This is a genomic window from Rhizobium mayense (genome assembly GCF_030272705.1).
Taxonomy (GTDB): Bacteria; Pseudomonadota; Alphaproteobacteria; order Rhizobiales; family Rhizobiaceae; genus Rhizobium; species Rhizobium mayense.
In genome coordinates, this window is the sequence record NZ_JARFYM010000007.1 from 187,134 (window position 1) to 207,911 (window position 20,778).

The following is a 20,778-nucleotide window of genomic DNA, read 5'->3' on the forward strand; positions in this document are numbered from 1 at the left end:
GGCAGGCACGATGCTCCGGATGGAACGATCGCGCCCCTCGAATGCGCAATGCCTCAAGAAAAGAGGATTGACGAAAGCTTGCGCCGCGCGGCAATGGTTGCGGGATCCTTCGGACCCCAAACCTCGAAGAATTGCAGCAACTGACGGCGCGCACCGTCGTCGTCGAAGCCGCGGTCGCGGTGCATGATCGTCAGCAGATGCTCGGCGGCCTCGTCGCGCTTGCCTTCGACATTGCGGATCTTTGCGAGTTTGACGCGCTGCTCATGATTGTCGGGATTGATCGCCAGCTCATGCTCGAGCGCCACCGGATCGCCGAGCTTGCGGGCTTCTTCGATCTGATCGAGCTTCTTCACCACAGCCTGGATGCCGGCATCGTTGGCAAGCGTTTCCGGCAGATCCGTCAGCGCCTCGCGCGCCCGTTGGCTCTGGCCGGCGGCGATCATGCATTCGGCCATACCGGCAAGCGCCTTGGCGTTTTCCGGGTCGGCCTGCAGCACCGCGCCGAACAGCTCGGCGGCGCCATTGATATCGCCGCCTGCCAGAAGACCGGCTGCCTCTTCCAAAATCGCTTCGATCTCCGCCGCCTGATCGCCGGCTCCGTCAGCCGGACCGCCGAGGCGATCGACGAACTGACGAACCTGGCTTTCCGGAATAGCGCCCATGAAACCGTCGGCTGGACGGCCGTTGACGAAGGCGATGACGGCCGGAATGGATTGGATACCGAGCTGACCGGGGATGGCCGGATGATCGTCGATGTTCATCTTGACCAGCTTGACGCGGCCCTTGCCCTCATTGACGACCTTTTCCAGAACCGGCGTCAGCTGCTTGCACGGGCCGCACCAGGGCGCCCAGAAATCCACCAGCACCGGCTGGTTGCGCGATTCCTCGATGACGTCCCGGGCGAAATTCGCCGTCGTGGTGTCCTTGATGGGTGAAGCGCCGCCGGATGACACAGGCGCAGCACCATAGGATGCCGAGGCAGACATCTGGCCGCCGAAAGAAGCGTTATAGGGATTGTTTGAACCACTCATGAGTATCTCCCGCTTACCGGCATTCTGGACCTTTAAAGCATGATTCCAAAAAGAACGAAGCGAATTTTGGATAAAATCACGCTCAATGAAATTGCCTGAGCGACAGGACAGTTCGAAGACAGGTCATCTCGCTCTAATCGCAGCGTTAAAATCGTATGTCACGCCGTCACTTTCAAGACTAGCGGCGTATGACCCGTCGCTTCCATGAAGCGCAGGAGATCGCTGCTGGCAATCGAGGTCGTCGCATCGTTCGACAACGGGTGGCAATTGACGATGTCGTGTTCCATCAATTCGGCATCGAGGATGAAGGTCACGTTCTTGCCGGTATCGTTGATGGCGCCGAAAGCCGTCACCGAGCCCGGAATGACGCCCAGATATTCTAGCAGTTTTTCGGGCTTGCCAAAGGAGACTTTGCTGGCCGCGCCGATCAGCATGTGCACCGTCTTCAAATCGACGGTGGCATTCTCCTCGACCGTCAACAGGAAGAAATTATCCTTCTTGTCCTTCACGAACAGGTTCTTCGTATGCCCGCCGGGGATCTCGTCGCGCAGCGACACCGATTCGGCGACGGTGAACACCGGCGCATGATCTTTGGTGCTATGGGAAATGCCGAGCCCATCCAGAAAACGGAAAAGATCGTCGCGGTTTTTCGGGCTGTTCTCTGTCATGGCGGTCTCGCGATAAAAAACGATCCGCCCCTGATACGTCGCTCACAAATCCTTTGCAATCTTCCAGACGACAGAGCTAGGCGTTCCCGGGCTTTCCGGTGGATGATCAAAAAAATGCAGATTTTTCTTCGCGACCTCGTCATTTCCCTGTTGCATTTGAAAAATGGTTAGGCCATATAGCGCCCGTCGCCGCAAGACGACGCCCAGCGGTCCAACACACTACCCCGGACGGCTGCGGATATGAGCGGGTGTAGCTCAGGGGTAGAGCACAACCTTGCCAAGGTTGGGGTCGAGGGTTCGAATCCCTTCGCCCGCTCCAGTTTTCTTCAAGGAAATCAGACGAATAACAAAAGCCGCCGCACAGGCGGCTTTGTTGTTTGAACTGTATGCCGCCACCCCCAAAGAGCGGCTGAAACACTGCGGGACTGCCTGGGCTTGCGTTTCTGTTCGATCACCTGGAGCCAGCCGACGATAAGGCCGCGGAGGCAGACTTTAACGCCGATGTGGGTTGGTGTGCCCTGCCCTTTCAAGCAAACAGACAATCACAACGCCCGCGTTTCTCGGTCCAATGACCTGCAGGTTTCGGCCTCAGTGCAGGGTTTTGGACTGTTCCTGCTCCGACCCTGTTTGTCCCGCGACGGCGTTTGGCTGCAGGTGCCGGATTGACATTGGTTGCAAGCGCGAGCCTTCTTCTCGTGGGACGATCGTCTGGGAGAAGCGGTCTATGGCTCGGCAGGAAATAATAGACGCCATGAAGAAATACACGGATCCGTTCCGTGTGACCAACGGCAGTGATTTTCGCCTGCGGGATTTCGATCCAGGCGATACGCTGGGGCTCAAAATGGGCAAGCAGGAAGCGGCGCAACTTCTCGATCGCGGTTCGGAATGGCTCGCGATGGAGCAAGATATTCTCTATGCGCAGGATTCCTGGGCCCTGCTGCTGGTGTTCCAGGCGCTGGATGCGGCTGGAAAGGACGGTACGATCAAGCATGTCATGTCGCGGGTCAATCCGCAGGGGTGCGATGTCGTCTCGTTCAAGCAGCCTTCGAACAAGGAGATCTCGCACGATTTCCTCTGGCGCTATGCCAAGAACATTCCCGAGCGCGGGCGAATAGGCATCTTCAACCGCTCCTATTACGAGGAAGTGCTCGTGGTGCGCGTGCACCCGGAGTTGCTTGACGCGCAAAAGATCCCGCCGCGCTTTGTCGGCAAGAATGTCTGGGAAGAGCGGCTTGCCGACATCGCACGTTTTGAGAACTACCTGATGCGCCAGGGCGTGGTCGTCCTCAAGTTCTATTTGAACCTCTCGTACGAGGAGCAGAAAAAGCGGTTCATGCGCCGCCTCGACAAGCCGGAGAAGAACTGGAAGTTCTCCGCGTCCGACGTTCGCGAGCGGCGATACTGGAAAGACTACATGCAGGCCTATGATGACGCGATCCGCGCCACGGCCTCCGTGGAAGCGCCGTGGTTCGTCGTACCCGCCGACAACAAATGGTTCACGCGCCTCGTCGTCGCGGCGGCGATCGTGGAGGCGGTGGAGAAGCTTGACCTCACATATCCCAAAATCACGCCGGAGAAGATGAAGAATCTCGCGGCGGCGCGCCAGGAACTCGAGGCGGAAGGGACAGACACGAGAAAGCGCCGGGAGGAACAAAAATGAGATCGGATGAGACCTCAGGTTTGGGTACGGATTCGGTGTCGTGGCATGCGATGCCGGCCGACCAGGTGGAAAGCCAGCTTCGCGTGGATCCCGGGAGCGGCCTCGATGCGGCGGGGGCCGCCGAACGGCTAAAGACCCACGGGCCGAACCGCCTGCCGCAGGGCAGGAAGAAGGGGCCGCTGATGCGGTTTCTCGCCCAGTTCAACAATATTCTTATCTATGTCCTGCTGGCGGCTGGCTTCGTCAAACTGATGCTGAGCCTATGGCTCGACGCCTCGATCATCTTTGCCGTCGTCATTCTCAACTCGCTCCTGGGCTTTCTACAGGAGGGACGAGCGGAAAGGGCACTCGATTCGATCCGCAGCATGCTGTCGGCGGAGGCGCGCGTTTTGCGTGGTGGGGCGACGCGCCTCATTTCGGCCGAGGAACTTGTCCCGGGCGACATCGTCCTCCTGGAATCGGGCGACAAAATTCCGGCAGATCTGCGCCTGATCGATGCCAAGAACCTGCGCACGGAGGAGGCTGCGCTTACGGGCGAATCCGTTCCGGCCGAGAAGACCACGGCTCCAGTATCAGCCAAGGCTACGATCGGCGACCGGGAGAACATGGCGTTTTCCGGCACCATGGTGGTGTCGGGCCGGGCGACCGGCATCGTTGTGGCGACCGGTAGCCAGACGGAACTTGGCCGCATCAACCAGATGCTGGCGGACGTCAGTGCGCTCGAGACGCCGCTGCTGCGCCAGATCAAGAAGTTCGGCTACGTCATCACGGCAGCCATCGGCGTCATCAGCGTGTTGCTCTTCTCCTGGGGTCACTGGCTCGGACACATGACCTTCGTCGAGCTGTTCCAGGCCGTTGTCGGCATTGCGGTGTCGCTGATCCCTGAAGGCCTGCCAGCTCTGATCACCATAACGCTCGCCATCGGCGTGCAACGCATGGCCCAGCGCAATGCGATCATCCGCCGCCTGCCAGCGGTCGAGACGCTCGGATCCGTCTCGCGCATCTGCTCGGACAAGACCGGAACGCTGACCCTCATGGAAATGATGGTCGCCTCCGTCGTGACTGCGGATGCGACCTATGAGGTCAGCGGCAACGGCTATGCGCCCGACGGCGAAGTCAAGGCCGCAGGCAAGCCCGTTGACGCCGTGCCGGAAGCGCTCGCGCTGATGGGCCGTGTGTCGGCTCTGTGTAACGACGCCGAGCTCTTCAACGAGGAGGGAAAGTGGAAAGTGGAAGGAGATCCGACCGAGGGCGCCCTTTATCCCTTCGCCACTAAGCTTGGCATTGATCGTGCCGCGGAGGCGGCAGCCGCGCCCCGCATCGACGCGATCCCCTTCGAGTCCGAGCACAAGTTCATGGCAACGCTCAACCGTTCAGCGGACGGCGAAATGCTGCTGGTCAAGGGTGCGCCGGAAGTGATCCTCGATCACTGCGACCGGCAGCAGGCAGCAAATGGTCCGGCGCCGCTCGATCGTGACCGCTTTGTTCGAGAGGGTGACCGGCTAGCCGCGCAAGGGGAGCGTGTGCTGGGCTTGGCATGGCTGCCGAACCCGGACCTCCGGGCCGGCAGCCTCGGGCCGGCGGACTTGCCGAAGACCCTGGTATTGATCGGTTTCGTGGGCCTCATGGACCCTCCGCGCAAGGAGGCGATCGACGCCGTGCAGGAATGCCATGGCGGCGGTATCCGCGTGACGATGATCACGGGCGACCACAAGATCACGGCGGCAGCGATCGCGAAGATGCTCGGTATCGGCGATGGCAAGACCGCCGTGGCGGGCACCGAGATCGAGGCGATGAACGACGCGGCATTGCAGGAATGCGTGCGCGACGTCGACGTCTTCGCCCGCGCCAGCCCCGAGCACAAACTCAGGCTGGTGAAGGCGATCCAAGCCAATCGTCAAATTGTGGCCATGACCGGAGACGGCGTAAACGATGCGCCGGCGCTCAAGAAGGCCGATATTGGCGTCGCAATGGGTATCAAGGGCACCGAGGTGACGAAAGAGGCAGCGGGAATGATTCTCGCCGACGACAATTTCGCCTCGATCTCAGCGGCCGTGAAGGAGGGCCGCACCGTCTACAACAACATCGAAAAGGCGATGCTTTTCCTGCTACCCACCAATGTCGCTCAGGGCGCGGTGATCGCGATTGCGATCCTGTTCGCCTTCACGCTGCCGATTACGGCGCCGCAGGTGCTGTGGGTGAACATGGTCACCTCGGTCGCGCTCGGCCTTGTCATTTCGTTCGAGCCGCACGAGGCTGACGTGATGCGGCGCCCGCCCCGCTCGGTCGACCGACCGATCGTCACCGGCTTCGGTATCTGGCGCATTCTCTTCGTGGGTGCGGCGCTTGTGCTATATACGCTGGCGGCCTTCTTCTGGATGAAGGGGCAAGGCGCTTCGGACCAGATGGCGCGCACCGCGGCCGTCAACGCCATCACGCTTGGGCAGGTCTACTACCTTCTAAACAGCCGCTACCTGCTCGATTCGTCCCTGTCCGTGCGCGCCCATTTGGGCAATGCCTATCTCTGGTACGGCATAGGCGGGGTCGTGGTGCTGCAACTCCTCTTCACCTATGCACCGCCGCTCCAGGCCGTCTTCAACACCGAGGCCTTGTCTCCTTCGGTCTGGCTCTGGCTCATCGTAGGCGGGCTCGCCTTTTTCCTCGTCGTGGAGATCGAAAAGCTCGTCATTCGCTCCACGCCCGCATTGAAAGACGCAGCGACCCGTCGATAGAGGAAATGCGGGCAAGAGGTCCACGAGCTAACGACTTGCGAGAAGGCGACCGCTGGTCGTCTTGCTAACCGCTGGTCGTCTTGCTAGTCCGGATCGTGCTCGCGCTTGAGTACCGCGATGATGGCGATCCTGAGGCAATCGAAGCAGGGCTCGTAGCGAAAGCGGCCATGGCTGCATTTGTCAAAATTGTCCTTCACCCCGAGCACCGCTTCCTCGATGCCGTCGCGCGGCCCGCCTTGCTTGTCCAGAAGGTCCAGGACAAACTTCAGGCCCGCATCGAAACCGGCCTCATACCTCTCGTCCTCGCTCATACCGCTTCCTCCTCGTGCTCTTCCGGTCGGTCGAGCACCCCGCTGACCGCCGTGCCTTCGCACATGCCGCCGCGAACGGTGATGGTTGCCCCTTGTTCAGCCTTCGCCAGCGGCTTTCAGTGTAAACCTCTGCGGCCACATCGGCAGGATATCTTCGCGAATTTCTCAGCGCCGCTGTCCGCCACCTACCATCTGTAGCGGAGACCGAAATCTGCTCGGGCGCCGTCACGTTGGTGGCCGTCGGTGTCGCCGACCGCGAACTGGTAGCCAGCCTGGGCGTAAAGGCTAAGTCCGGCGTTGATCTTGGTCGTCAACCCTGCGCTCAGATCGACGCGCGTTGCCTCTTCCAGCAACGGGACACGAGTAGCGCCGGAATAGGTCGTGGTCGCCTGTGCACCCCAGTCCTGCCACAGGTTCGCTCGCAGGTAAGGCTGCCAAACCTGGCCGCCATCGCTCACGACGGTCCAGCGGCCGCGCAGTCCGATCCGTCCGCTCGCTCCAGACGTGGAGCCGAGCGCGACCTTGCCGAAATCATCGTTGTCGTCGTCGAACGAGACATGTTGCCAGACGATTTGGGCCTGCGGCTCCAACACGAAACCCGAACCAAGCGCCGGAATGGAAATCGGATAGCCAGCTTCCAGCGAGGCGGCGAAGCCGGCGCCATCGGTCGAAAGTTTGGTGTAGTCCGTTGATGCCGAGCCCTCGTAAGCCGTCCCCTGCAGAACTGCGTCGAGATACCAGCCGGTCGGACCGTAGTGCGTCCAATAGGCGCCGCCAGACCATCCGTTAAGATTGAGGCTGCCCGTCTTGCGCAACTCGTAATTCGTGGCGGCATCGTTGGTGACGAGGCCGGTCACATCAACATCGGCATGGCCATAGGCGAAATAGATGCCCGCGACGTCACTGTGGCCCGGTAGCCATTCGCCGTGCAGGAGATCGACGCCGGTCTGAAAGCCGCCCAGGTTACCGTCTGTGCGCGGGTCGGCGAAAGCGCGATAGTGGTTATTGATCTGCTCACCGAAAAGACGCCCCCAGACGGAACTGGTCCGGTTCGTCCCATCGCCTTCACCATTTCCGATCACAAGCGTATCGCCGATGCGCTCGTGCAAGGTGCCGAGTGTCGCGAGCCCGAGCTGGCGGGCAGTCGGCTGGACCGCACCGTAAGTCGCAATCTCCGGCCCGATGATCGGATACAGGCCCGGGGGCAGCACGGGCGGCAAATCTTCCGGCAACGCATCTGGTGGCAACTCGTCTGGCGGCGTGATCGGCTGCGGCAGCACGCTTGGCGGCGTGACCGGCGGCTCGATCGGCTCCGGCAGCACGGTTGGCGGCGTGACCTGCCCCCCTGTAAAGGTTGAGCGAAGGAACCAGTCGTCCGGATTGCTGCCGTCGATACCACCGCGAAACAGACGGTAGTCGAAAGCTCCGGCGCGCAGCTCCGCATTTCCGAGCGAGAAGGCCCCCTCTGCCGTCGTGCCGCCGTTGGCGGCGTCAACCACCAGGATGCCGTTGGTGGTGTAGTCGCCAGTGCTGTTCGGGCCGGGGGTGAAGTAAAGAAGCGTGTTGCCCGTGGCCTGAATGGCGCCCGCGATGTCATCGATAGTGGGCGTGCCGCCATCGATGACGAGCTTGTCGGATGGGGAGCTGTCGCCTTGGAGAACCGTTCTCAGGTAGATCGAGCCGCTGTTACCAGTATAAGGTCCGAAAACGGTGAGTGTGTTGCCAACGCTGTTGGCATCGCTGTTGGCGATGATAATTTTGCCGGCATTGTCGATCTCGCCGCTCGTCATGCCGTTCAGTACCGTGCGACCGGACATGTCGAGCGTACCATTCGACGCAATCACGAATTTCGCCAGGCTACCCGTGGCGGCATTCGTAAATTTGAACGTGCCGCCGCCGACAACGCCAACGTTTACGATTGGTCTGTTGTTCGGATCGTCGATCACGAAGCCGGTGCCGTAAACGGTCGTGGTGGTGCCGTTCTCCAAGCTCAAAAGATAACCTGGCGCCGTAAAGATGAGCTGACCAATCGATTGGCTGTTCTGGTCGCGGACCGTCGTGTTGGTCGTGAGGCCGGTGAAATATGCGGTCACGAGCGGGACCCCATCATGAATACTGCCGTTACTGCCTGGCCGCGCCCAATTGTTTTGATTGTTCCACTGGCTTGTCCCCGTGCCGCCGAGCCATTCCTGCGGTTGCACTGTGGTCCCGAACGGTACCACCGGTACCGTCTGCGCCAAGGCGGGTACTGAGAGCCCGAGCGATGCGAGCAACGGCAAAGCCATGAAGAATGGCTGCGAGCGTCGTGACGGCACTCCCCCGACCAGCCGACTCCCGTTGGCAAAGCATTCACCACTGAGACGACATGTCCCTAACCAAAATCCACGCATGCTCGCCGCCCTCCGGAGCAAGTCGCAAAATAGTGGATGCGCTTCGCCGCACGCGAATATTATTTGCTAGCCAGGCGCGTATATCAGCATAATGCAATTCAATTATTAGTCATGAACTTCGATAAAGCACAATTTTTCACTGCATTAGAATTCTAGAATTGCAATTCTGTTTTTAATAACTGTTGCGATGGCGCCACAGCGCGCAGCGGCCACCACGACGCTAAATTCAATAAAAACAATTGCTTATCGACAAATGAGTTCTGCTCAGAGATGAGCTGAAACCGCGCAATGCCAACCTGGCGAGGCTCGAATCCCTTCGCCACTCCAGTTTCTCTCAGGAATTTCAGTCCGTTAGAAAGCCGCTGAAGCGCATTTGCGAATCGATTTCTGGTGAGTCAGTTGCTGCATCGACATTGTCGATCTCGCAACGGAACGTGGCGGCATTTGCAACCTTCCGAGGTCTAAAATCAGTCTCAATTGACGTTCAGGCCTTGGCATTCGAGCCGCAGGGGCATCACGGGTAGAGGCTGAATGAAACGACATACGATTTTGCTGATCGCGATGCTGTCGCTCCTGCCTGTCCCCGCCGTTGCCCACCCGCATATATTCATCGACGCGAAATTCGACGTGATTGCGTCGCCCGATGGCTCGATCAACGAGCTTCGCAACGTCTGGCGCTTCGATGAGGTCTTCTCCTCGTCAGTGCTATTGGATTTCGACAAGAACGGCAACATGACGCTCGACCCGGGCGAGCTCAAGGCGGTGGGCAAGACGGTCAAGAATTCGCTGGCGCAGTACGATTACTATACGAACGCCACCAGCAACGGCAAAGCGATTGCGATGGCGAAGCCGGAGGAAATACGGGCGGACTACAAGGACGACGCCCTGATACTGACCTTCTCGCTGAAGCCGCTGCAGAAGACTTTCCTCAAGGGAACGACGATTTTCGGAATTTACGACAAGACGCTTTATACCGCGGTCGATTTCGCCGCCGACAGCGACATGGCCACCTCCGGCGAGGCATTTGCGCGCTGCAAGCGCAAGGTGGTGCGGCCCAATCCCAATGAAATCATCGCGCAGAATCAGGCGACGCTCACCAGCATGTTCTTCAACGACCCGATGGGAACGAATTATTCGCAGCTCGTAGCGACAAGGCTGGAAGTCCAGTGCTGAGCTCGCCGTCGGCCCGGGGAACCATTGTCGCGTTGGAATGCGCGCCGTAAAACGCAATCCCTTGACCCTGTTTTGAGTCAAGGGTTCATGCGCAACCCCACGCCGTATGTCCCTACATAACGGGATGGATACTTGATACCGTCGTTCTGCCTGCTTTCGTCGTCGAATAATTGACTCTGACCTTCTCACCGACCTTGAAGCGTTCCGCTTCAATCTTCTCCGGCAGCTTGAAGACCTTTCCGCTCATCAGCGTAATCGAGTCGCCTTTCTTGTCGACGCTCTTGATCGTATCGGTAATTGCCTTTGCAAAGGCGCCAGTAGAGGAAGCGATCGCAAATATTGCCGCTGCGATGATGACTGATCTTTTCATCTTCTTGATCCGTTCGATTCGATGGTTTCACCAACACCTCGCCGGCGCCAGGACAGCAGAGCCGAAACTTCCCTGCGTTGAATGCGCGTTCGCACCTTATGAGGCGACAAATCCAACTTAGACACGCAGTTTTTCAGCGAGATTGCCCGGAATATACGGATACGTAACCTCGCCGGGGCTGAGGCCGTTCGAGGACGCCGAACGCTTGCCGGCCACCCCAACCTTACGAAACCGTATCCTTGCGGCAAGGCCGCTGTAGAGGCGCTGCGCTAGATCGCTTGCCCACCGGCGATAAACGATAACGCCGGTCGATCAATTTGGGCGGGCCTGCCCGCATGAACACCCTGCGAAAACAAAGGAATCTTCCATGAAAAAGATTATCGCCGCGACCATTCTCGCCGCCACCGCAAGCCTCGGATTCGTCGCATCCCAAGCACACGCCGCTGCCGCACCCTGCGAACAGATGTTGAAGGATATGCGCGCAGCCAAGGCAGCGGCCAAGCTCAGCGACGCCGACATGGCAAAGGTCAAAGACCTCGAAGCCAAGGCCATCGAGCGCTGCAATGCCGATGACGACACTCGCTCGGACAAGTTTCTGGCCGACGCCATGAAGATCATGGGCAAATAAACCGCAAATAATTGGAGAAATCCGATGACACATGCTCACACGGCGCCGGTTCAGCAGAACCGCGTTCCCGAGGTCACGATCGATTTCTGGCTGATCAAGCTGATGGCCGTGACCATGGGCGAGACGGCTGCCGACTATCTTGCCGTCAATCTCGGTCTCGGCCTGACCGTCACCTCCCTGCTGATGACCGCAGTGCTGATTGTGACCCTGGTGCTCCAGTTTGCGCAAAAGCGCTATGTTCCACCCTTCTACTGGGCAGCCGTCGTTCTCATCAGCATCGTCGGCACATTGGTCTCCGACAATCTCGTCGACAATTTCGGGGTTGCACTTCAGACCACGGCCATCGCCTTCATGATCACGCTCGCCGTGACCTTTGCGGTCTGGTACGCGGCCGAGAGGACATTATCGATCCATACCATCTTCACGACGCGCCGTGAGACCTTCTATTGGCTGGCCATCCTGTTCACCTTCGCTCTCGGAACGGCGGTGGGCGATCTGGTGGCGGAAGTCTTCGCGCTCGGCTATCTCACCACCGGCATCCTCTTTGGGGGCATCATCGCGGTGATTGCGATTGCCTATTACGTCTTCAAACTGAACGCCATTCTGGCCTTCTGGTTCGCCTATATCCTGACGCGGCCGCTCGGCGCCTCGTTCGGCGATCTGCTATCGCAGCCGCAGGAATATGGCGGCCTGGGTTTCGGCACGACCGTCACCAGCCTGCTCTTCCTCGCCGTGATCGTTTGCCTGGTGATCTATATGACGCTTGCTCAAGGACCCACGGTTCAGGAACCTGTGAAGGCGGAATTCGAGGGTTCCGGGGAACAATAACCTGCTCTTCAGGTTGGTGAAATGAGTTTGCAGTAATCGATATGTTCGCACTCGCCGGTCGCAATGAGAGTCGGCACACCGCGGATGAACTCGCCTCAAAACGGCATCATGGCCGGAATAGGAACAGATCGTTTCATGCGCATACTGCTCATAGAAGACGACATCAAAATTGGAGAATTCGTCTCGCGCGGCCTGCGGGAAGCAGGGCACGTATGCGACATGCTTTCGGATGGACAGGACGGACTTTTCCATGCCATCCGTGAGACCTATGACATCTTTATCATCGACCGGATGTTACCCGGTCTCGACGGCCTGTCGATCATGCGCTCGATGCGCGCCGCCGGCGTCAAAACGCCGGCGCTCTTTCTAACCGCGATCGCAGGTATCGATGACCGGGTGGAGGGTCTCGAGGCAGGCGCCGACGACTACCTCGTCAAACCATTCGCCTTCTCCGAACTCCTGGCGCGGGTCAACGCACTCGCCCGCCGTCCGCCCGCTGTGTCCGAAAAGACCATGCTGCAGGTCGCCGACCTGACGATGGACGTGATGAAGCGCCGCGTCACCAGAGCCGGGGTCGAGATCGAGCTGCAGCCGCGGGAATTCACGCTTCTGGAGGTACTCGCCCGCAACGAAGGCCGGGTTCTCACCAGGACCATGCTTCTCGAACGCGTATGGGATTTCCATTTCGATCCGAAGACCAGCGTGGTCGAAACGCATATCAGCAGATTGCGCGGCAAGATCGACAAGCCCTTCGACGTGCCGCTCCTGCACACGATCAGAAACACCGGTTATTCGTTGCATGCGCCGCGATAACATTCTGCGCAGCTCATCGTTTCGTCTGGCGTTGATCTTTTCGCTGATGTTTATCAGCGCGTTCATAGTGACGGGCCTGATCGTCTTTCAGCTTGTGAAATGGGAATTTCAGCAGCGACAGGACCAGACGATCCAGGAGACCTTTGCCGTAATTGCCGCAGCCTACGGCGATCAGGACATCCAGGACCTGCTGGATACGGTTGAGACCTACAGCAGAGCAAGCGGCGACCGCCAGCGCGTATTTTCGCTCGTCGATCCCTCCGGCAAGGTCCTTGCCGGCAATATTCCCGACCTCAAATTTCCGGAGGGCTGGAGCGACGTTGACGGCGACAAGATACGATTGCCAGGGGATCAGCAATACCGGATTTTCTCGGGCACCGTCGACGGTAACCGCCTGACCGTCGGCCTCAGTCAGAGGGAAACCAAAAACATTGAAGCGATCATGCTGCAAAGCTTCAGCTGGGCCTCCATCATTGTCCTGCTGCTCGCAATTTGCGGCGGTGGGTTGATTGCCCTGCGATTGCAAAGGCGTTTTGGCGCCGTTCGAAGCACGATGGAACATATAGCGCGCGGAAACCTCGACGCGCGCGTCCCAATCGTCGGAGGCGGCGATGACGTCGATTTGCTGTCCTATGACATCAACGACGCCCTTGCCCGCCTGGCGGCGACCGTCGATGGAATGCGGCAAGTCAGCACCGATATAGCCCATGACCTGAAATCCCCACTCAACCGCCTCAAGATGACGGTCGACGAAGCACTCGCGAAACAGGAAACGGGACTAACGGTCATTCAGGAACTCGAGGCCGCGAGTTCGGAAGCCGACCGCATCAATGAAACCTTTGAGGCATTGCTGCGGATTGCTCAGATCGAAGCAGGAGCCCGCAAATCCAGATTCGGCAAGGTCGACCTCAGCGATATGCTGCAGTCCCTTGATGACATCTATTCCAATGTCGCCGAGGACAATGGCCAACGGCTTAAAACCAGCATTGGTAAGCCCAACGAGGTCATTTTGGGTGATCGGGAACTGCTGACGCAGATGTATGCCAACCTCATCGAGAACGCCATTCGCCATTGTCCGTCCGGAACCGACATAGTGGTCCGGTGTGAAGCAGATGCCGAAACGATAGCGACGAGTGTCGAAGACAACGGCCTCGGCATTCCCGAGCAGGAACACGGCAACATTTTCCGCCGCCTCTACAGGCTGGAAAAAAGCCGCACATCGCCGGGCAGTGGGCTAGGACTCAGCCTGGTAAAGGCTATCGCCGACCTCCATGGCGCTGGGATACTCGTGGAAAACTCACGACCTGGCTTGCGGATAAAGGTCATCTTTCCGAGGTTCGTTCAATGAAGCCTCAAAGGTTCTGCACCGTGTCTTCCGCGAAACACCGGCCGAGTACAGCGATTGCATCTCAAGTTTTTTCTGTTTTTAAAACCGCAGGACGTGTTAGTAATGCCGCGGGGGGCGATCTGCCCGTGAATCGGTGTCAGCGATCGGGGATGGGTGTTGGCTTAATGTTCAGCGTGAAGACATCTTTCTTCGCCAGGTTTTTGGCGTTTACGGGAATGGTTCTGCCAGCAACATCCGCGATCACCGCGGTTCCGGCCTTCGCGGAGGAGGCGGCGAAATCTGGCTCGACCACCTGGGTCGTGACGCTTGGCGGTACGGTCGAATACGGGCCTTCCTACGAGGGATCGAAGCATCTCTCCTTTAGCGGCCTGCCATCTTTTGACGTCCATCGCCTCGGCGAAACTCAGGATTACAGCGCCCCGGACGACAACATCGACTATGGCCTGTTCGACCTCGGCGGCATCGAAATCGGCCCCGTCGTCGGTCTCAGGGGTGGGCGCTCGGCATTTGAGGATTCTAACCTCAACGGCCTGCACAGGGTTCGTTGGAATTTCGATGCGGGCGCATTCGCGCAATATTGGCCGATAGAAAATCAGTTGCGGGTGCGGGCGGAGGTGCGCCAGGCGCTGTGGGGTGGCGATGGCCTTCTTGCCGATCTGTCACTCGATTGGTTCCAGCCGGTTGGAGACAGATGGCTTCTGTCCGCCGGGCCGCGCCTGTCGCTGGCAAACTCCGCCTACATGCGCAATAATTTCGGAATTTCCGCGAGCGAGTCGGCGAAGAATGGCCATCTCAGCGCCTTTGACGCCAGCGGCGGCATCAAATCCGTCGGCTTCACGGTGGCCGCGACCTATACGATCTCGCCCGCCTGGAGCGTGCAGCTCTACGACAAGTACAGCCGTCTGGTAAGCGACGCCGCCGACAGCCCGATCACCTCACAAATCGGCTCACCCAACCAGAACGTTATCGGCTTTACCCTCAACAGAACGTTCGACATCCGGTTTTAGAGATCGGCGTGCTTCGTTCCGGGCGATGTAATCCCGCGTGACCGGGACGACGTCATTGCGCTTGCTCATCTGAATCTGGAAGACAACGAGGTCTTCGTACCGGAACGCAGCTTCCGCGGTCGAAAGATAATATTCCCACATGCGGCAGAAGCGTTCGTCATAGAGCTCCGCCACCTCAGCCCAGCGCGCCATGAAACGCTCGCGCCAGTTGGCGAGGGTCCAGGCGTAGTGCAGCCGCAACACCTCGACATCGGTAACCGACAATCCCGCGGCCTCTATTTCCGGAACGATCTCCGAAAGCGCGGGAATATAGCCACCGGGGAAGATGTATTTGTCGAGCCAGGGCGTAGTAAAGCCCGGTGTCGCCGCACAGCCAATGGTGTGCAGCACCATGATGCCGTCATCTTCCAGCAACTCGGCGCATTTGCGGAAGAAGGTCCGATAGGATGCAAGGCCGACATGCTCGAACATGCCGACCGAGACGATCCTGTCGAAATGGCCCGTCAGGCTGCGGTAGTCCCTGAGCGCAAACTGAACTTCCCCCTTCGATCGATCGATGCTGGCGGGCACCCGTTTCGACGCATACTCGTGCTGCTCTTCGGACAGGGTGACGCCGAGCACGTAGCCGCCCGGTGCCTGCTCGGCCAGATGCAGGGCAAGGCCACCCCAGCCGCAACCGATGTCGAGAATGCTGTGATCCGGCTCGATCAGCAGCTTGGCCGCCAGGTGCCTTTTCTTGGCCAGCTGCGCCTCTTCGAGGGACTGGTCGGGATGCTCGAAATAGGCGCAGGAATATTGCCGGTCCGCATCCAGAAAAAGTTCGTAGAGCCGGCCATCGAGATCGTAGTGATGCGCGACGTTGGTCTTCGAGCGCCCCGGCAGATTGCGGTGGCGGAAAATGCGCAGCCGCGTCCGGATGTGGTCGATCACGCGGGCAATGAACGGATGCGTGCTGTTTTGCGCCTCCCGCAACATCATCGCGACAAAATCGTAGAGCGAGCCTTGTTCGACAAGGAAACGGTCATCCATATAGAGCTCGCCGAGCCTGAGATCAGCGTCGATCAGAAAGGCCCATTGCGCGCGCGTATCGGTAAAGCGGACATGAACCGGCTGACCACTGCCATCGCCGAATGTCAGAACGCGGCCGGCTGCCGTCGTCACCGTCAGCGATCCTCGCGTCACGATATGCGAAAGCGCGCGTTTCAGGCTCCAGTCCGAAAGGCTGGACGCGACAGCAGCGCCTTTGTTTTGGCGACGATCTTCAGCTTGCAATCGGGACATTACCTATCCTTACCTGTGTCGACGCGAAGAGAATTGTGCTTCGTGTCCCAGTCATCCTGGCGTGCCCCTTCACCGGCAGCGCCCGCGATCAGCCAGACACCCGTCAGGATCAATCCGCTGCCGACCACCTGCAGGCCGACGATCGGCTCGCCGAAGACGAACCAGCCGGTCGCGATGATCAGCACGTAGCTGATGCCGGAAAGGGGAAAGGCCCGGCTCAGGTCAAGTTCGGAAAGCACGTTCATCCATATGAAGAAGCAGAGGATTTCGGCAGCGATCGCCGCCAGAATCCAGTGCGATGCGAGCGCCTGCCATAGCCAGTCCGCGCCGGCGGCGCCGTCCAATTGCGCGGCCCCGTGCTTGATGAAGAATTGGTACAGCGTGTTCAACACCGGGACGGCCAACCAGGATAAGCGCATCGACATCATTGGCCTGCCTCGTCTGTTGAAAACAGCGGGGAAGCCAGCCGCAGTATTTTCTGAAGAAAGGGATTGCGATGGCGGAAGAACATCGCGTTGGCGGTCAGCTTGCTGCCAAGCCGTATCTTGTTTTCATAATAGGCCTGGCCGCTCTGATAACGGCCTATGCCGTGTTCCAGGCAATAGCGCAGATTGGTGAACCAACTCAGGAAATACAGATTGTACGGCCGTCCCGCTTCGCCATCCATGCAGAAGAATTTGTCGATGGCGACGCGTTCGTCATGGACGATCAAATTGGCGGCAAGCAACCTGTCCTCGACGAAGTAGAAGGCGCAGAAAGAGCGACCGCGCATGCTGGAAAGGATTCCCTCGAAGTACTCGGCCGTAAGCTCCTCGAACTGCCATTCGCTGCGATTGCGGGTGTCATGGTAGAGCGCCACGACCTCCGGCAGGAAATCGCCGAAATCCGTTCGAATCTCGACCCTGACCTGCTGGAAGGACTTCATCTTGCGGCGCATGTCCTTGCGCGTCCCCGAGGAAAGCCGGGCGAGATATTCGTCGATCGACTTGAAATCGATGTCGAGCCAGGCGGTCGGCAGGCCGCCGATCATCGCGTAGCGACGGGCCGAGAGCGGGCCGTCGAGTTCGGCTGCAATCGGCTGAGGAATATCCTTGAGGCCCATCAGCGCGCAGTCTTCCGTCGCCGCAAGCTGTTCGAAGAATGACAACAGGGTCGCAAACAGCGCCTCGCGGCGTTCCAGCGGCACATCGGGGTGAAAGCCGACCGTGCCGGTTTCCGTGCAGGGTGAACCGAGACAGGCGAGGCGCAGCGTCAGGAAACCCGGGAAGCGCTGCCGTATGCGACGCACCACCTTTCGCAGAAAACCGTCTTCCAGTGTCGTGTCCAAGGCATAGGGGCAGAGGAAAGCCGGCATCGCGGCGCTGACCCGTCCGTCTTCCACGACGGTAATGTAGCGCCATTCGAAACCGGCGATGCCGGCCTCCTCGATGGCCAGCAGGCAATCATAGTCCTCGACCTGATCGTGAAAGCACGCGTTCCAGGCATCGCGTCCGATGGCGCGGATGCTGAAATGCACCTCGGCAACCGGATCGCGCGCTGGCGCCAGCGAAGGATTAGGCGACAGCTGCAACATGGCTCGTCGCCTCGAAGAAATCCGCGGTGAAATTCGCCACCTGCCGATGCTGACGGTCGACATGGATCATGTGGTAACTGTCCTTGATCCATATGAGCTCGTGCGGGCCGCCTATATGGTCGGAAATATAGCGTGCATGCCTGGGATTGCTGAGGTCGTCGTCCTCGGCGTGCAGAATCAGCGTGGGCGTTCTGATCTGCGGCAACTTATCTCTGAGAGTCTTGCCCAGCCGATGCATCTCGACGAGCCCCCTTCCGGGGAATTTCTCGAGAACGCCCTCCCCTCCCATGGCCTCGACCAGCCGGCGCAGCCGATCGTCCTTGATCCCGAGGGATGCGGTTTCGCGAAAATTGAGACGGTCGATTAAAGGAATGCGGCAAAGCCAGCCGATTTGCGACGACAGCAACGGATAATAGAACGGGACATCCCAGCCGTCATAATGAAAGCAGGGGGAATAGATGGCGACGGCACTGATCGTCTCCGGACGTCTTTCTGCCGCCAGTATGGAAAGCTTGCCGCCGACGCAGATACCGGCCGCAAAGACCTGCTGCGTTCGCTTCGCAAGGAAATCCGAAGCCCGCTCGACGCTTTCCAGCCAGTCCTCCCACCGCGACCGCCGAAGGGTACGGGCGTCGACCCCATGGCCGGCTAGAAGCGGTGCATAGACACTGTAGCCCCTGCGATGGAGATGGCGGGCGACCAGCTTCATTTCAGCCGGGGCCCCGGTCAGCCCATGAATCAGCAGGACGCCTTTTCCGTTTGAGCCTTCCCAAAAGAAGCTCAACCCATCATCTAACTTCATGAGACAGCTCCGCCTGCCGGTTTTCCTTGGCCATGAAACCAAGCGCATGGCAGGTACTGATGACGTGCGTGCCGCCCTTTTCCTGCTCTTCCCTGATCTGTTCGTGCAGCGTGTGCAGTTTCGTCCAGTGGGTCCGCGGCCGATAATGGTGCTCGGCATGATAGCCGTTGCCGAACCACAGCCAGTTATAGAATGCTTTGTAGCTGCTGACGCCCCAGGCGATCGGCTCGTCCGGGTCGCCGTGCAGATGCTCGTAGTAGCCGTTGAGCGACGACAGGCAGTTGCCGAAATAATAGAAGGGCACGAAGAACAGCACGGCCTTCCAGTCATAGATCAGCGCAATCGCGGCAAGCCCCAGGAAGAAGAAGAGTTCGAACCGGCCCCATTTCGCGTCGAAAGGGCGATTACGGGCAATGGCCTTGTGAATGTCGCCGAGGCTGTCGCGAAAGAAGCTCAGAAGCGTGTAGGACCACACATTTTCCGGTTCGCCGTTGCGGCCGTGGCGGTAGATCGACAGGAGATCGATCGTATCGCCCTTTTCGTCCGGCCGGTCGCTGTTGCCGGAGTGATGGCGCATATGCACCCAATGATAGTAGGTCTGCGAAAAGCCGATTGCGGCCGATTCCAGCAGGCTGAACGCGTAGTTCATCCAACGCGGCTTGAAATAGGGCGTGTGGATGAAATTATGGGATATGCTGTTGATGTTCCACGAGATCGATACGGCGTACAGGCAGCCGAGGACAGCGGAAAGCCACAGGGGTCGGCTCGCGAAACCTACGATCAGATAAACGTCGAAAGCGAGATGCGCCACAGCGGCCAGAACCGGTGCGGCATCCCATCTGGTGTGCGCAAAAATTTTCATAGTCCGGTTACTCCCACACAGGCCACGCCGGCGGTCACGAGAAAGACGCCCGTTGCGTGGCGGAGGTTAATGTTTTCCTTGAAGATCAGGGCTCCGGCCAAGACGATGACGACATAGCTCAGCGCCATGAGCGGAAAGGCAATGGATAGGGGCACGTGCTCAAGCACGGCGGTCCAGGCCAGCAGTTCCACGGCCCAGAAGACGATGCCTAGCCAGATGACAGGCTTGGCCAGCGCCGAGAGCAATGCGTTTTCGTTTGCCGCCTGCTTGAAACAGACCTCGCGTGCCGTTTCTGCCAGCACGCAGAAAAGGATCAGTGCAAGCATCGGAAGGGTCAGACTGCCGCTCATGCCATGTACTCCGCCAGGACCTCCAACAACGCGTGATTTGCGGCACTGTTGATGTTCCTGGTTGTTTCGGGCTTCGGCCGGACATGTGGCTGATCGATAAAAATCTCCGCCTTTTTCAAAAGCCGGGTCCTCAAATCGCCGGCATAGATCGGGGCGGAGTAGTCACCGATGACATCGGCGCCAATGATGCGATGGCGGCTGCCGATCTCGCTGATCAACGCCAGCAGATAGGGTAGCCGCATCTGACCTTGGTCCCAGTTCGTCACGGCGTCGTCTGCGGCCAAGACGTCCTTGTCGATCGTCACGTAGACCGCCTCGGTGCGAATTCGACTCAGCATCTGGTCGATGAAATTTTCCTCGCCGATCTCGGCAATGGATTTCCAGTGCAATGCCCCCTTCTCCTGCCGGTAGCTGGCGCCGCTGCCATAATCGGCCAGCACACGGCTCGGAGCGTGTTGATAGGGGTAGAGTTCGAGCTTGCCGTCGCCGAGCCAATGCAGATTGGCTCCCTTGCGCTCCGGGCTGCGAAGGTCCCGGCTGCAAACACCGATGGTGATGACCTTCTGGATATTCGGATGAGCGAGTGCGCTGTTGACCCAGGATCCGCAATGCATGCCACCCTTGAAGGTGACCCAGTCCGGATGATTGTCGAAATGAATAAGCGTTGCGGAAGCGGATTGCCGCTCCAGAGCCCCGTCAAGAAGCAGTGCCGTCACATGATGAAAGTCGCCCGAGCCCATGAAACAGAGCTGCGGATCCTTGCCGGCTGCGGGAGTGCTTCTGACGATATTGCGGCCGAGTTCGGCAAGTGCCTTCTGGTTGCTCCAGAGCCGGACCGCGGTGCCGGTTCCCTTGTCGACATGCTGGCACGCGCCCGCAAGTTTGCAGGCGCGCACGAAATCCGGCTGCAACTCCAACGCATCATCGAGATGAAGAAGAAGGAGTTGCACC

20 protein-coding genes and 1 tRNA gene are annotated in these 20,778 nt (G+C 59.2%); 9 read left to right on the forward strand and 12 right to left on the reverse strand.

What is annotated here, in order from left to right; all coding sequences use genetic code 11:
- Positions 1-53 precede the first annotated feature (53 nt).
- Positions 54-1,031, reverse strand: coding sequence for a thioredoxin (gene trxA, locus PY649_RS12040; protein WP_285868614.1), 978 nt, complete (start codon positions 1,029-1,031; stop codon positions 54-56).
- A gap of 158 nt (positions 1,032-1,189) precedes the next feature.
- Entirely contained in the window at positions 1,190-1,699 is a 510-nt protein-coding gene (locus tag PY649_RS12045; RefSeq protein WP_285868616.1) for a prolyl-tRNA synthetase associated domain-containing protein, read from the reverse strand.
- Between the two features lie 244 nt (positions 1,700-1,943).
- Here PY649_RS12045 and PY649_RS12050 point away from each other — a divergent pair.
- From PY649_RS12050 to PY649_RS12060, 3 genes are all read left to right on the forward strand, one after another.
- Positions 1,944-2,018: transfer RNA gene (locus PY649_RS12050), tRNA-Gly, on the forward strand.
- Positions 2,019-2,450: 432 nt separating this feature from the next.
- Complete coding sequence (locus PY649_RS12055) at positions 2,451-3,359, forward strand: polyphosphate kinase 2 family protein (protein ID WP_285868618.1); 909 nt, start codon at positions 2,451-2,453, stop codon at positions 3,357-3,359.
- Complete coding sequence (locus PY649_RS12060; RefSeq protein ID WP_285868619.1) at positions 3,356-6,091, forward strand: cation-transporting P-type ATPase; 2,736 nt, start codon at positions 3,356-3,358, stop codon at positions 6,089-6,091. The genes PY649_RS12055 and PY649_RS12060 overlap by 4 nt, the downstream gene beginning before the upstream one ends.
- Positions 6,092-6,174: 83 nt before the next feature.
- On the opposite strand, the gene PY649_RS12065 is transcribed toward PY649_RS12060, so the two are convergent.
- Entirely contained in the window at positions 6,175-6,402 is a 228-nt protein-coding gene (locus PY649_RS12065) for a hypothetical protein (RefSeq protein WP_285868620.1), read from the reverse strand.
- 185 nt (positions 6,403-6,587) lie between these two features.
- Positions 6,588-8,687: an autotransporter family protein gene (locus PY649_RS12070; protein WP_285868621.1), complete on the reverse strand. Its 2,100-nt coding sequence runs from the start codon at positions 8,685-8,687 to the stop codon at positions 6,588-6,590.
- A gap of 636 nt (positions 8,688-9,323) precedes the next feature.
- Between PY649_RS12070 and PY649_RS12075 the strand changes: the two genes are divergently transcribed.
- The gene (locus tag PY649_RS12075; protein WP_285868622.1) at positions 9,324-9,965 is read left to right on the forward strand and encodes a DUF1007 family protein; all 642 of its coding nucleotides are present in this window, start codon (positions 9,324-9,326) and stop codon (positions 9,963-9,965) included.
- 112 nt (positions 9,966-10,077) lie between these two features.
- On the opposite strand, the gene PY649_RS12080 is transcribed toward PY649_RS12075, so the two are convergent.
- Complete coding sequence (locus PY649_RS12080; RefSeq protein WP_285868623.1) at positions 10,078-10,335, reverse strand: DUF1344 domain-containing protein; 258 nt, start codon at positions 10,333-10,335, stop codon at positions 10,078-10,080.
- 367 nt (positions 10,336-10,702) lie between these two features.
- Between PY649_RS12080 and PY649_RS12085 the strand changes: the two genes are divergently transcribed.
- From PY649_RS12085 to PY649_RS12105, 5 genes are all read left to right on the forward strand, one after another.
- Positions 10,703-10,963, forward strand: a complete 261-nt coding sequence (locus tag PY649_RS12085) for a hypothetical protein (RefSeq protein WP_285868624.1) — start codon at positions 10,703-10,705, stop codon at positions 10,961-10,963.
- Between the two features lie 24 nt (positions 10,964-10,987).
- Positions 10,988-11,791 (forward strand): COG4705 family protein, encoded by an 804-nt coding sequence (locus PY649_RS12090; protein WP_285868625.1) that lies wholly within the window; start codon positions 10,988-10,990, stop codon positions 11,789-11,791.
- A 135-nt stretch (positions 11,792-11,926) separates the two neighbouring features.
- On the forward strand, positions 11,927-12,604 hold the full coding sequence (locus tag PY649_RS12095; protein ID WP_285868626.1) for a winged helix-turn-helix domain-containing protein: 678 nt from the start codon (positions 11,927-11,929) through the stop codon (positions 12,602-12,604).
- Positions 12,591-13,952 carry a sensor histidine kinase gene (locus PY649_RS12100; RefSeq protein WP_285868627.1) on the forward strand — a complete coding sequence of 454 codons (1,362 nt, stop codon included), beginning with the start codon at positions 12,591-12,593 and terminating at the stop codon, positions 13,950-13,952. The genes PY649_RS12095 and PY649_RS12100 overlap by 14 nt, the downstream gene beginning before the upstream one ends.
- A 215-nt stretch (positions 13,953-14,167) precedes the next feature.
- Complete coding sequence (locus PY649_RS12105) at positions 14,168-14,959, forward strand: MipA/OmpV family protein (protein ID WP_285868628.1); 792 nt, start codon at positions 14,168-14,170, stop codon at positions 14,957-14,959.
- Here PY649_RS12105 and PY649_RS12110 read toward each other — a convergent pair.
- Genes PY649_RS12110 through PY649_RS12140 form a run of 7 tightly spaced genes read right to left on the reverse strand, consistent with a single transcriptional unit; the run spans position 14,900 to position 20,777 of the window.
- Positions 14,900-16,240, reverse strand: coding sequence for an SAM-dependent methyltransferase (locus PY649_RS12110; protein ID WP_285868629.1), 1,341 nt, complete (start codon positions 16,238-16,240; stop codon positions 14,900-14,902). The two genes, PY649_RS12105 and PY649_RS12110, sit on opposite strands and share 60 nt — an antisense overlap.
- Positions 16,240-16,668: an EamA family transporter gene (locus PY649_RS12115; RefSeq protein ID WP_285868630.1), complete on the reverse strand. Its 429-nt coding sequence runs from the start codon at positions 16,666-16,668 to the stop codon at positions 16,240-16,242. Before PY649_RS12115 ends, PY649_RS12110 begins: the two co-directional genes overlap by 1 nt.
- Positions 16,665-17,813, reverse strand: coding sequence for a GNAT family N-acetyltransferase (locus PY649_RS12120; protein WP_285868631.1), 1,149 nt, complete (start codon positions 17,811-17,813; stop codon positions 16,665-16,667). The genes PY649_RS12115 and PY649_RS12120 overlap by 4 nt, the downstream gene beginning before the upstream one ends.
- Positions 17,794-18,615: an alpha/beta hydrolase gene (locus PY649_RS12125; protein ID WP_285868632.1), complete on the reverse strand. Its 822-nt coding sequence runs from the start codon at positions 18,613-18,615 to the stop codon at positions 17,794-17,796. Before PY649_RS12125 ends, PY649_RS12120 begins: the two co-directional genes overlap by 20 nt.
- Positions 18,602-19,477, reverse strand: coding sequence for a fatty acid desaturase family protein (locus PY649_RS12130; protein ID WP_285868633.1), 876 nt, complete (start codon positions 19,475-19,477; stop codon positions 18,602-18,604). The genes PY649_RS12125 and PY649_RS12130 overlap by 14 nt, the downstream gene beginning before the upstream one ends.
- Positions 19,474-19,827: a DMT family transporter gene (locus PY649_RS12135; RefSeq protein ID WP_285868634.1), complete on the reverse strand. Its 354-nt coding sequence runs from the start codon at positions 19,825-19,827 to the stop codon at positions 19,474-19,476. The genes PY649_RS12130 and PY649_RS12135 overlap by 4 nt, the downstream gene beginning before the upstream one ends.
- The gene (locus PY649_RS12140) at positions 19,824-20,777 is read right to left on the reverse strand and encodes an arginase family protein (protein WP_285868635.1); all 954 of its coding nucleotides are present in this window, start codon (positions 20,775-20,777) and stop codon (positions 19,824-19,826) included. Before PY649_RS12140 ends, PY649_RS12135 begins: the two co-directional genes overlap by 4 nt.
- Between the last annotated feature and the right edge of the window lies 1 nt (position 20,778).